The following is a 12,705-nucleotide window of genomic DNA, read 5'->3' as shown; positions in this document are numbered from 1 at the left end:
TACAATGGCAACGCAAATGCCTGCATCATTGATTGGGCGACTCTTTTATTACGCGGACAATCACCCCGATCATGATGCGGTTGTAACTCCGAGATACACCCTGTCTTATGCCCAGCTCGCCCAACTTGTATGTGCACAGATAACCGAATTTAACAATGCGGGCATTTCGGGCAATTCTACTATCGGGATCCAGTGCGCCGAAGACATAAGACATTTACTTCTATGTCTTGCCGCTACTCATATCGGCGCGACATCTTTCACAATTCCCTCGCACGAATCAGGTGAGACGCAAAAGACCATCATCAGTCGATGCGGCGCTACTCATGTAGTTGATGAGAGTATGGCGGTAGATCCAATGGCACCGGATAGATACGCCGGGGCAATCGAAGCGCATGTTCCTGTTCCTGAAGCACTCCTTTTGTTTTCCACCTCGGGTACAACGGGTGAGCCCAAGTTGGTGATTCATCGTGACAGCGATCTCGTAGCGCAAGCTCACCGCCACGTCGACTCCAAACAGGAACGCTTCGTCTGTCTGGCCTCCATGGATCACAATTTTGCCAAGCGTCACCGCCTGTATTGCGTAGCAGCAGGCGCAACTAATGTATTTTTGGGTACTGAGCGCGAATCGCTGGTTACCCAATGTGAACGGCTGAACGTTAACGTTGTGCACATATCAGCTTTTCAGGCACAGGAGTTATTGGGCGTGCCTGACACCAACAAGCTAGCGAGCATTCGCTTGAAGCTCGGCGGCTCACATGTTCCCCTGGCACTCAGGCAGCAACTGCGTGACCACATCACTGGGAATCTACAAGCTGGCTACGGTACCACCGAAACAGGCGCCATTGCGTTTACTGATCCAAACGATTTCAACGCTGGCGAAAGTGTCGGCAAACCATTGCCCGGAATTGAAATATGCGTGGTTTCACCAGAGAGAAAACCCCTCAAAACAGGCGAACATGGAGAACTGGCTATTCGCTGTGAAGGTATGTTTCGCGGGTATCTGGGCAACCCCGACCTGACAGTGGCCCGGTTAGCGGATGGCTGGTTTTTTACGGGCGATATCGGTTATCTGGACAGCCAACAGCGTATTCATCTGCGTGGCCGCATTGACGATATGTTTGTGTTTAACAGCATGAATATCTATCCCCAGGATATCGAATCGGTCATTCGAAGCTTCCCGGGGGTTGCTGATACTGCCGTACTACCAAAAAAATCCCCTGTGCACGGTAATATTCCAGTGGCATTGGTTGTTTTTACCAAGAACGTAAAACAAAAACTGCCCACGTTAAAAAAGTTTGTAAAGAGGCAGGTCGGTGTTCGTAGCCCAAGACAGTACATCATCGTCGACAAGATTCCGACCAACGCCTCTGGAAAAATATCTCGTCGGGAAGCGATGGATCTGCAAATAAGGAGCGATCAAATACGAGGTGATATTTTTGATCTATTGGGTCCACGTATTAAAAGCCGCTTAAAGGACTCATTGATCACAGCGTTTAAAAATGGTGACACGGATATCGCTTTTCAAGACATCGGAATGGATTCACTGTCGCGCATGGAATTCTTGATCGCACTGGAAACTGAGTACGATACGATCATTACACCGCGAGAGTATGCTACATATCGCTATCTCGGAAACATAGTCTCTCATGTTTTATCGCAACGACAACACGAACTGGAAGACGCTATTGTTTATTCGTCAAACGGATCAGGTGATACTGAAACTTCATCGAACATTCCTCCCTACGTAGTACGTTTTTTCCAACGTATTATCAGTTTCTGCCACACATCTGTGCAATTGAACAAGGCGCTCAACACGTTGGAAAACCGATTGACGCCGACAGAAGTGGAACACTTGTATGAATGGCACACTAGCGGCCAACTTGTGCCGACAGGGGTAGCTAAAAAGCTCAAAATAACTGCTTTTTATTGGCTGGAGGAAATAAAAAACCTGATGCTGAGAAGCGGAAAAGAGCAGCCAGAACCTTTTGTTTGGCGCCGGGTCGCGCCTAGTGTGGCCCATTTTTCGGGGCCGGGATCGCCGGCTGAAAAAACCCTGTTGATCTGTTTCCCACCCAGTGGCGTTCGCAATATGATGATGCCCAACGCCGTATTTATGCAGCATACAAACTCGGCTTATTATGACCTGTTGGTTATCTCTGGAACGTTTAATGAAAGTTACCGGTATGGTATTCCCCACAATAGGGATAGCCTCACTGGAATTATCGAATGGTTGACCGCACAGGACTTGATCGGTAAGTACGGCTATATTCGCACTTTGGGTTTCAGTGCGGGGAGCTACCCGGCTCTACTGGCGGCATCTACTTTAAAAGCCGAAATAGCTGTTAGCGTGAGTGGCCGATTCCAAAAAAAACGATACCTGCTCAGAAATCTGGTTAAGTTAATTGCAATCTGGAGAGCAGGGCGCAGGAGCCCCGGTACACGCGTGCTAATAAGCTATGCTGCAGATAACTCCCGTGACCGTAAATACGCGCGAATCATTGCCGCAGTCTCGGGAATCAACAGCGTGGCAGTCGAATTTGCCGATGATAAAATTGGACACTTGATCCTTCAGCGATTGCTGGATCGTGGCGAATTGAAACTGTACTTGTCGCGCACAATTTTTGCCGATAGAAATGATGATCTTATTGTGGCAAAAAGAAAAAATGTGGTGATGAACTTTCCAGGCGGCCAGATACGGTCTCAGTAAGGTGCAATGGACGGCGTACCTAGTAACTGCCATTACTCTCTGTGTAATTCACTCAAATCCTGAACGTTGAAATGATATTACATCGCAGGTACAACTTCCTTAAACTGCTTCAAGTTGATCCCTGGCGTTTTTTTAGAGGAAAGATGTGATGATCCCGGTTTTCGGCTTATGCTTGTGGCCAAGCGGGTCCATGGCTCAAGATGTTGACTTACATCGGTCACTTACATCTCCCCTGGAGCTTGCTAATGCGTGTTTTTGCCAATCCAGTTGGTGCCGGCTCTCTCTGGTTCGACAACCTTGCCACGGCTGATGGAACCCCCGTTGCCTATGATCCCCAGGCGCGTGCCTTTCTGCCGATGCCACCTTTCTGTGCCAATCGGGACAAAATAGGCTGTAACTGGATAGCGCCGAACGAGGGGGCATTCTGCCGGTCCTGTAGCATGACGGCGCTGGCACCTGATCCTTCGATCGCCAATGCCGTCCCCAACTGGGCGCAAACCGAGGCGGCCAAGCGGTGGGTGCTGGATAATCTGGGGCGCTGGCATTGGTTTCGTCCCGAAGATCCGGGGGCGCGGCCCGTATTTCATTTGCTCGCTGAGGGCCCCACCCCTGTTGCGATGGGGCACGTTGAAGGTGTGGTGACCATCAGTGTGGCAGAGGTGGACCCCGTACTACTTACCACCCGTCGTGAAGCGCTGGAAGAGCCTTATCGGACCATGATCGGCCACATGCGTCACGAGATTGCCCACATGCTCTGGTGGCGGCTGAGTCTTCGCGAGGATTTTCTCGATGCATTCCGGAACATGTTTGGCGATGAGCGGGTGGACTATGTCGGGGCGCTTCAATACCACTACGAGAATGGCCCGCCACCGAACTGGAGGCAACACTACCTGACCAGTTACGCCTCCACACACCCCCATGAAGACTGGGCAGAAACGGTGGCACACCTGCTACATCTGACGGATATTGCCGACAGCTTTGTGGCCACCAGTCTGTCATCGCCGCAGATACCTCACGCTGGCTGGGACCCGTATTCGGAGCCCGATGCCGAGCGGCTGATCCAGATCGCGGCAGCGCTTACTGTGGGCATCAACCACGTTAATCGTTCCATGGGCCTATCGGATATTTATCCGTTTGTGTTGTCGGATCATGCCCGTTACAAGCTGGCATTTGTTCATAACTGGTTGCGACGGGGTGCCCAGGGCCTTTGATCGCAACGATCGCGAGGGAAGGTTGTAGCGACATCCGGTTTCACCAACCTGCTCGGCGTGTGTTTGTTCAAAGGTTGCCAGTATTAACCTAACCTGCGGACTTTCCGAGTGCCTGGTCGATGTCTGTCATCAGGTCGTCAACGTGTTCGATACCAATTGACAGACGAACCATGTCGGCGCTGACACCGGCCGCTTTCAGCTCGTCGTCATTCAACTGACGGTGGGTGGTTGATGCCGGGATGGCGGCGCAGCTTTTTGCATCGCCGATGTTCACCAACCGCAGTATCAGCGACAGGGCATCGTAGAAGCGGGCCCCGGCTTCGCGGCCACCCTCGATGCCAAAGCTGAGAATCCCCGAAGCTTTACCATGCATGTACTTTTGTGCCAGTGCATGGTCTTTATGGTTAGGCAAACCCGCATAGTTGACCCAACTGACTCGAGGGTGCTTCTGCAGGTATTCGGCTATTTTCTGGGTGTTTTCGCACACGCGCTCGATCCGTAGTGCCAGAGTTTCAAGCCCCTGTAGCAGGTTCCAGGCGGCCTGAGCCGACAGAACCGCACCCATATTCCGAAGGGGTACAACCCGGGCCCGGGTAATGAAGGCGGCTTCCCCTACATCGCGGGTGTAGCTGACACCGTGGTAAGACACATCCGGCTCATTCAGCAGTGCAAAGCGCTTAGGCTGGTCAGCCCAGGGGAAAGTGCCAGAATCAACGATTACACCACCCATCGTGGTGCCGTGCCCACCCATGTATTTGGTGGCTGAGTGCACGACAATATCGGCACCCTGTTCAATCGGTCGCCACAGGAAGGGGGTGGCTACAGTGTTATCGACGACCAGTGGAATACCTGCAGCGTGAGCGATGTCAGCCAGTCGTCTTATATTCACAACACTGCCCGAAGGGTTGCCGATTGATTCGCAGAAAAGCGCCTTGGTTCGCCCATCGATCAGGGCTTCGATACCCGCAAAATCGTCTTTATCGGCAAAACGGGTTTCAATGCCCTGGCGGGGCAGGGTATGGGCGAGCAGGTTGTAAGTGCCACCGTATAGTTCGCTGATCGAGACAAGGTTGTCACCCGCTTCGGCGATTGTCTGAATGGCGTAGGTGATAGCCGCCATGCCAGAGGCGACTGCCAGAGCTCCGATGCCACCCTCGAGCGCTGCGACTCTCTGTTCGAGGACGGCACAGGTCGGGTTCATCATGCGTGAGTAGATGTTGCCGGCGACTTTAAGGTCAAATAAATCTGCACCGTGTTGCGCATTGTCGAAGGAGAAAGAAGTTGTTTGATGAATGGGTACAGCAACCGCGTGTTGGTTGTCGGCCTCGTAGCCGTGGTGCAGGGCAATGGTTTCGGGTTTCATGGGCGAGTCCTTTTTCGTCGAATGAATGCATGTTACCTCGGGCAGGCAGGATGACAAGCGAACACAGGGAGCAATAAACGGAATCGTTCATTATTGTAGTGCCAGGGCCCGTGAGTAATGTCGTGTGGAATGTCCTCGGTATTCCCGGGTTGAGGGTGTGTTAGATGGCCACAGCCGTTAGAGGCCGCGAATGTTATCGTCCAGTAATATCGGTTTTGGCCTCGCTGCTGGGGATGGCATTACGATAGATCTATGGCATTGGTCATATCGGTTTTGAAAGTACGCTGATCCTGGTTGTCTACGCTATTGCGATGGGCATCGTTGTGGTGAGTGGCTGAGCTTAGATGGGGGTTTCTATACTTGTATGAGAAGCATGAGGACATGATGGTAACCATGAACAATTCCGATAACTTCACGATTCGCAAGGCGATGCAGGCCGACGTGCCTGTACTTGTCGACTTCCTTGCGAAACTGGCACTGCATGTTGCGGGGGAGCCGCCTCATACGCTTAAGAAAGCGGAGCGAAGTCGACTTATGGCGACGCTGCGCTCATCCCTCTCGGATCCGAATAAGCGGCTCGTTGTGGCAGAAACGGACGATGGCAGATTGGTGGGGATGGGTTATTTATATGTGTGGCGCAATCAGGGTATTTGGGAGCAGTCCGGAGACATTGAATTCAAGTCCGGGATTATTGATGATGTTTGGGTAGAGCCAGATTTTCGCAAGCTTGGTATTTTTAGTGCCATACTGAAAGAGTTGCTGGCATTCGCGGAAAGTCATGCCATTAATGAGCTGATTCTCGAATACGCCGCTTCCAATAAAGAGGCGGCAGTGACTTGGAGCAAGCTTGGGTTTAAACCCACGGGAATCCGTGCTGCAGCCTTCACAAAAGATGTGCATGAAGCCCTGGCAAAACGACGATGACTTCGCCACTGGTAAACAGGCGGTTTCGAACAGTCAGAGGGGAGTTGAGTGATAGGTGATCGCAAGGTAAATGTTTTTTTTGACGAGGTAATGTTGGGTCACGACCCACAAGTCGATCTTCCTTTTGTTCCCAGTCGAGTAGAGAAACATGTCAGGACTATCTTGCAGGGGCTAGATTTCAAGTGGAGCTATCCCGAACACCCCGGACGGCTGACTGCCATCAGGAGATACCTTGATGAAAACCCTATTCCGGGCATCCACTTCACGTCAGGTCCCACTGCCACCTACGAACAGTTAAGCCGTGTGCACACGACCTCCTACCTTGATCATATATTCTCACTGGCAGGGGAAAGCGCCTGGCTGGACAGAGACACCACCGCCGTTTCACCCGGCAGCATCGAAGCCGCCACTGCGGCGGCCGGCAATGCCATCGCCGCAGTGGAAAGCGTGATCAACAAGGAATCACAAAGTGCCTTCGCTCTGGTGCGACCTCCGGGCCACCACGCCGAGCCAGTACGAGCCAGGGGTTTCTGTCTGTTGAATAATGTTGCGGTGGCGGCGGCCCATGCCCAGGCCAAGCTCGGTTGCGAGCGCATTCTGATCATTGACTGGGATGCACACCACGGCAATGGCACCCAGGATATATTCTGGGCGGATCCCGATGTGCTGTTCTTCGATACCCATTGTGCTGCGCCATTTTATCCGGGTTCCGGTCATCTCGATGAAGTGGGTGCCGGGCTCGGTGAAGGCTATACGATCAATGTGCCGCTTCCGGAAACCACCGGCGATATTGCTGTCGAGAAAGCCTTTCGTGAAATCCTGTGTCCGGCCGCCGAGCGGTTTAAACCCGATCTGGTGCTGGTCTCCGCCGGCTTTGATCCGCACCATAACGATATGGCCATGAACCTGACCTATAACGGTTTCAAGGTCCTCACGCGTATCGTTCAGGATATTGCTGACCGGCACTGTGATGGCAGGCTCGTGTTTGTGCTGGAAGGCGGCTACAACCTGACATCGCTTTCACACGGCGTTCACGCAGTGCTGGAGGTGCTGGCGGGAGGTGATGCACCAGAAATTCTGGAGTGTGGTGTGAAGGAAGTGATGGACGCGGCGGAATTCCATCGCACGGCGTTTATTGATGATGATTAAAAGCCGCGCTTGAATAAGCGAGTATAGGGACAGCCTTTCAGGTTTAAATTTTTCAAGATTTTCTGCTTCTTCAATTTGTAGCACTTTGAAGAAAGTTGTGTCTGACCCCAGTTCATTCAGGTTATTAGGGGCAGTTAAAGAGAGCGGTCAGCTGTGATCCGTGGCAGAGACCGCTTCTTGAAGTCCCCTGAGTTGCGTTATCTATAATTCTTCCAGTGGCCCAAAAAATTCATAACGAATTCGGTCGAGAGGAATTTTCAGTTCATTGAGCGCACGATAACAGGCCTGCATAAACGGTTTTGGTCCGAGGAAGTACACGTCGATTTCACGATCAGCGGGTATCAGTTCCGCCAGACGCGCGCGATCAAAAAATCCGCTGTGCTGGTCTTTGTCCTGGGGCAGGGGGTCGCTGTAACAGTAGTAGCTGTGGAGGTTTTCGTAGGTTTGGCCCATCTCCTCGATAAGATCCCGAAACGCGTGGCATTCGCTATTCAGGGCGCCATGCAGAAAATGCACCTGGCGACCACTGTCCAGTGCAGGTTGCAGCATGCTGACGGTGGGTGTTATACCGACGCCGCCACTCAGTAATACCAGTGGACGCTGGGCATCGTTGAGGACGAAGTCGCCACAGGGCGCGGTCAGTTTAATCTGATCGTTGACGCTGAGCTGATCGTGCAGGTAGTTGGAGACCAGCCCGCCCGGTTCGCGCTTTACACTGATCCGGTAATACGGCTTGCCGGGGCTGTTCGATAGCGAGTAGTTGCGACGGACAGTCTGTCCGTCAATGTCGAGTATCAGCGTGATGTACTGGCCGGGCTGGAAGTCGGCAATGGGCTTGCCGTCGACCGGGGTAAAGTAAAATGATGTGATCACGTCGCTTTCACGAATTTTCTTCGTTAGCACGAAACCGCGTTCACCACGCCAGCCACCGGGTTTCTCCTGGTTGGCCCGATAAACCTGCTCTTCGGCGTTAATCAGAATTTCTGCCAATTGGCCATAGGCTTCACCCCAGGCTGAGAGCACCTCTTCGGTGGCCGCATCGCCCAGTGTCTCCTTGATGGCGGCCAGTAGGCATTCGCCGACAATGGGGTAATGTTCCGGCAGAATATTCAGCGAGACGTGTTTTTGCACTATGAGTCCGACGGCATCGCCGAGAACTTCCAGGCGATCCAGATTACTGGCATAGGCAACCACGGCGTTGGCCAGTGCCCGTGGCTGTGTGCCCGTTGCCTGGTGTGCCCGGTTGAAATAGTCCTTGACCGCCGGGTAGCGCTCGAACATCAACGGGTAAAAAACCTCGGTGATCTGATTAACGTGCGCGCCCACGGTGGGCAGGGTGGTATCAATAATGTCTCTGGATTTTTGTGAAAGCATAGCGTACTCCGTTCTCTGGTATGAGCGCTGTTCAAATATAGAAAACTGCTCAGGTACAAGAGGTAACGCATTTATTATGCCAATATGTAACTCGATGAATATTATGAAAATAATTTTTATGATGTTAAAGTGACATCACTTATAAAGATGTCAAAAAGACAATATTGGTGTATTTATGACAGCACATGATGTGCCTGAGGTCATGCTTGAGATCCTTGCGGATCTATGCCGGGAAATGTCACCGGAACAGCGCTATGCCCGCTTGCTGACGGCGCTGAAACAGGTTTTTCCCTGCGATGCTGCCGCTCTGTTGAAACTGCAGGGCTCCAGCCTGCAACCCATGGCAGTGAAGGGGCTCAGCGACGATGCCCTGGGGCGTATCTTCGTGGTGGATGAGCAGCCCAGGCTGGCGAAAATTTTATTGAGTCGTGAGCCGGTGCGGTTTCTGGCGGATTCGGAGTTGTCCGATCCCTATGATGGGCTTATTGATGGCACCAGTGACAGTCTGCATGTGCATGATTGTCTCGGTGTGTCTCTCTACATCGATGACATTCCCTGGGGGGTTTTGACCCTGGATGCTTTGCAGCCCGGCGTATTCGACGATATTGATACGCTGGCATTGCGCACGTTCATTCGTCTCACTGAGGCAACCATCAGGATTATTAATCTGATTGGTGGCCTACAGGCTCGCGCCGAGCGGGAGCATCTTGTGGCGCAGGCTGTGGTAGCCGATCAGGGCCAATCACAGCTGATTGGTGACAGCAAAGCAATGAAACTGCTTTACCAGGATATTGATGTGGTCGCGCGATCTGATCTGGCGGTGCTGATCACCGGAGAAACCGGTGTGGGCAAAGAGTTGGTGGCCCGTCATCTTCACCTCAGTTCGGCGCGTGCTGATTTCCCGCTGGTATATGTGAATTGTGCTGCACTCCCGGAAAACCTGGTGGAGAGTGAGCTGTTTGGCCACACTCAGGGAGCTTTTTCCGGTGCGTCGCAGGCCCGTGCCGGTAAGTTTGAGTTGGCCCATGGCGGTACATTGTTTCTTGATGAGGTGGGTGAGTTGCCACTGGCTGTTCAGCCAAAGCTTTTGCGCGCTCTGCAAAGTGGCGAAATACAGCGTCCGGGTAGCGATGCCGTGCACCGGGTGGATGTAAGAATTATTGCTGCCACCAATCGCGATCTGAGTCGTGAGGTGGCGACCGGTCATTTTCGCGCGGATCTGTATCACCGTTTGGGTGTGTACCCCATCCAGGTCCCCGCATTGCGTGAACGTCATCGCGATGTGCTGGTGCTGGCCGGGCACTTTCTCGAACTGAACCGGCGTCGTCTTGGCCTGCGGGGTATAAGGCTGGACAGCAGCGCGCGGGAAGCCCTGCTGCATTATGACTGGCCGGGAAATGTCCGGGAGCTGGAGCATCTGATCAGCCGGGCTGTGCTGCGGGCGCGGGCGCGTTTTCCACAGGAGGTAGGCTCGCGTAAATTGCTCAGTATCGGCCTGCAGGTGCTGGATCTGTCGGCACCCGAAACCTGCTCAAGTCCTGCTGACGATCTCGCACTGACACCCTCTGATGCCGTCAGCCCGCCGAGCTTGCGGGATGCCACTGCGAATTTCCAGCGGCGCCTGGTCAGTGATACATTGCACCGCTGTGATGGTAACCAGTCCCGGGCTGCGCGGGAGTTGGGGCTGGATCGTGGTAATTTCAGCCGCCTGATTAAACGGTTGGGAGTAAACGGCCAGCGGCTTTAGTGATAAGCTCTGGTTCAGCCGAAGACAACATCGCCAATGACCTACCAGGGAAGCATCATGATGAAATGGGCCATTCTGTTCCTCGTTGTAGTATTTACACCTTACAGTGCGCTGGCCAACGATATTTGCGATTGCGAAGGATCCAAAAAACCGGGCGGACCCTGCTATGCGGGAAAAGGTGGCCCCGCTTATGCCGGTCCCGGCGGGCCTGCCAATGCGGGCATCGGTGGGCCCTGTTACACCGGCAAAGGCGGTGCTCGCTATGAGGGACTGGGCGGTCCAGCTTACAAAGGTTACGGTGGCGCCAGGTATGATGGTCTCGGTGGACCGGCCTATAAAGGTGTGGGTGGTGCCTGCTATGCGGGCAAGGGCGGTCCGTGTAATCCTGCGAACAAGGGTGGCGAGCACTGCCCGGCAGTCTGTGAGGACTAGCGGCTGAGCACCTGCGATCTTTTGGTGTTATGACGTGAAACTTAAGCAATATCAGGTCGATGCGTTTACCGACCGAATTTTTGGCGGCAACCCCGCTGCGGTGGTGCCACTGGCTTCATGGCTGGACGACAGCCTGCTGCAGGCCATTGCAGAGGAGAACAACCTCTCCGAAACGGCTTTTTTTGTCCCTTCCCACAATGGCTTTTCGCTGCGCTGGTTTACTCCGCTGGCTGAAGTCGAGTTGTGTGGTCATGCCACATTGGCGGCAGCCCACGTGATTTTTGTGCACAGTGACTACCGGCAAAACCGGATCACGTTTGCCACGCGCAGTGGTGAGCTGACAGTTGAGCGATCGGGTGATTGGTTGCAAATGGATTTTCCGGCCTGCGTACCAAAACCCTGTGAACTACCTGATTTGCTCTACCAGGCCCTGGGACAAAAACCGGTTCAGTTGTTGGCAGCTGATGACTATCTGGCGGTGTTCGATAACGAAGCAGTGATTCGTGCTGTCAAACCCGACCAGGTGCTACTCAGCAAGGTGGGTTTGCGCGGTGTTATCATCACTGCGCCCGGTGATACCGTTGATTTTGTCAGCCGTTTCTTTGCGCCCAAATTGGGTATACCGGAGGATCCGGTGACAGGCTCTGCATACTGTGCGCTGGCACCTTTCTGGGCCGAGAGGTTTCGCAAGTCCTCACTGACGGCGAAACAGCTGTCTCGCCGTGGCGGTGATATCCGCTGCGAGGTGCGTGGTGACAGGGTGATGCTAACGGGTTCAGCCGTCACTTTTATGGAAGCAGAAATCCATCTCTAGCAAGCCACGATGCAGCGCAATTTTCGATACATTTTGGTCTGACTTTTTTCTGGCTTAGAATCGGTTGCGATAGCGAATGTAATCTCGGGCTGTGCGACGGGGCGCCTCCAGCATGGGTAGATGACCAATGTTGGCCATCATTCGAACTTCGCTATTCGGCAGCAGGGATTGCAGAGCAGCCGCCCCGGCAGGGTGCAGAATCTGATCCTCGTTTCCCCAGACAATCAGTGTCGGCGTGTCGATGGTTTTAAACTGTGTTTCCAGCATGGGTGATGCAGTGACTTGCCGCATGATTTCGCTGTGCAAATCGAAATCGGCAACGCTGCGCCGGGCCAGTGTGCTTCTTATGGAGTAGGGCAGAAAAGGCGGTTTATGTGTGGTCATTTGCATGAGTTTTTTGAAATCACCCGCCGAGTGCAACAGCATGGGGAGCTCACCAGTGGCGAGATAGTGTTTCAGCAGGTCTGACTCGTAGGCGGGCTCGGTACCGGCAGCATTCAGTAGCCACAGGCTGGCAACCCGTTCGGGCTGTTCGGCGGCAAATTGACAGGCAATGAAGCCGCCCATGGAGTTACCCCCCAGATGAACCCGCTTGAGACCGAGTACATTCAGAAATTCGCACAGGTTCTTCACCTGATCGGTGACCTGATAGCTGGCCTCCGGGTCCCGACTGGCGTCACCAAAGCCTGGCAGGTCCGGGATGATCAGGTGATAATGGGGGGTGAGAAAGCGTGCGATACGGGTGAAATTGTCCTTGTCTCCGCCAAAGCCGTGAATCAGTACCAACGGCTCACCGCAACCTCCTTCCAGATAGGGCATGGTGGCACCCGGAATAGTGGCTATTTTGCTGTCGAGGCATGAACGCCAGCGTTCCAGGCCAATACCAGCTTTTGCCGCCTGACGGGGGAATACCCGGTTCAACATGACCCAGGCAATGACCAGGGCAAAGATCGCGAGCAGAAAGGCAAATACCGGGTTCATTGA

At 53.5% G+C, this 12,705-nt stretch carries 10 protein-coding genes; 7 read left to right on the top strand and 3 right to left on the bottom strand.

Annotated features, from left to right (window positions below):
* Positions 1-16 precede the first annotated feature (16 nt).
* Together U740_RS09645 and U740_RS09640 are read left to right on the top strand one after the other, a co-directional pair.
* Positions 17-2,707: an AMP-binding protein gene (locus U740_RS09645; protein WP_160172067.1), complete on the top strand. Its 2,691-nt coding sequence runs from the start codon at positions 17-19 to the stop codon at positions 2,705-2,707.
* Positions 2,708-2,952: 245 nt separating this feature from the next.
* Entirely contained in the window at positions 2,953-3,918 is a 966-nt protein-coding gene (locus tag U740_RS09640; protein ID WP_036860454.1) for a zinc-binding metallopeptidase family protein, read from the top strand.
* Between the two features lie 88 nt (positions 3,919-4,006).
* On the opposite strand, the gene U740_RS09635 is transcribed toward U740_RS09640, so the two are convergent.
* On the bottom strand, positions 4,007-5,281 hold the full coding sequence (locus U740_RS09635) for an O-acetylhomoserine aminocarboxypropyltransferase/cysteine synthase family protein (RefSeq protein WP_036860452.1): 1,275 nt from the start codon (positions 5,279-5,281) through the stop codon (positions 4,007-4,009).
* A 393-nt stretch (positions 5,282-5,674) separates the two neighbouring features.
* On the opposite strand from U740_RS09635, the gene U740_RS09630 reads away from it, so the two are divergent.
* Both U740_RS09630 and U740_RS09625 read left to right on the top strand, forming a co-directional pair.
* Positions 5,675-6,205, top strand: coding sequence for a GNAT family N-acetyltransferase (locus U740_RS09630; protein ID WP_200877076.1), 531 nt, complete (start codon positions 5,675-5,677; stop codon positions 6,203-6,205).
* Between the two features lie 48 nt (positions 6,206-6,253).
* Positions 6,254-7,354, top strand: a complete 1,101-nt coding sequence (locus U740_RS09625) for a histone deacetylase family protein (RefSeq protein ID WP_200877075.1) — start codon at positions 6,254-6,256, stop codon at positions 7,352-7,354.
* A 201-nt stretch (positions 7,355-7,555) separates the two neighbouring features.
* On the opposite strand, the gene hmpA is transcribed toward U740_RS09625, so the two are convergent.
* On the bottom strand, positions 7,556-8,728 hold the full coding sequence (gene hmpA / locus U740_RS09620) for an NO-inducible flavohemoprotein (protein ID WP_036860449.1): 1,173 nt from the start codon (positions 8,726-8,728) through the stop codon (positions 7,556-7,558).
* A 175-nt stretch (positions 8,729-8,903) separates the two neighbouring features.
* Here hmpA and norR point away from each other — a divergent pair, with 175 nt between their 5' ends.
* Genes norR through U740_RS09605 form a run of 3 tightly spaced genes read left to right on the top strand, consistent with a single transcriptional unit; the run spans position 8,904 to position 11,721 of the window.
* Positions 8,904-10,475 carry a nitric oxide reductase transcriptional regulator NorR gene (gene norR / locus U740_RS09615; RefSeq protein ID WP_036860446.1) on the top strand — a complete coding sequence of 524 codons (1,572 nt, stop codon included), beginning with the start codon at positions 8,904-8,906 and terminating at the stop codon, positions 10,473-10,475.
* Positions 10,476-10,532: 57 nt separating this feature from the next.
* Positions 10,533-10,907, top strand: coding sequence for a hypothetical protein (locus U740_RS09610; protein WP_051921394.1), 375 nt, complete (start codon positions 10,533-10,535; stop codon positions 10,905-10,907).
* A gap of 34 nt (positions 10,908-10,941) precedes the next feature.
* Positions 10,942-11,721 carry a PhzF family phenazine biosynthesis protein gene (locus U740_RS09605; protein WP_036860445.1) on the top strand — a complete coding sequence of 260 codons (780 nt, stop codon included), beginning with the start codon at positions 10,942-10,944 and terminating at the stop codon, positions 11,719-11,721.
* A gap of 54 nt (positions 11,722-11,775) precedes the next feature.
* Here the strand turns inward: U740_RS09605 and U740_RS09600 are convergent, their stop codons facing one another.
* Positions 11,776-12,702 (bottom strand): alpha/beta fold hydrolase, encoded by a 927-nt coding sequence (locus U740_RS09600; RefSeq protein WP_051921391.1) that lies wholly within the window; start codon positions 12,700-12,702, stop codon positions 11,776-11,778.
* Between the last annotated feature and the right edge of the window lie 3 nt (positions 12,703-12,705).

This window comes from Porticoccus hydrocarbonoclasticus MCTG13d (assembly GCF_000744735.1).
In the GTDB taxonomy this organism is placed as follows: Bacteria; Pseudomonadota; Gammaproteobacteria; order Pseudomonadales; family Porticoccaceae; genus Porticoccus; species Porticoccus hydrocarbonoclasticus.
Note: the sequence above shows the minus strand (reverse complement) of the source record. Positions and strands in the feature narration are given on the sequence as shown.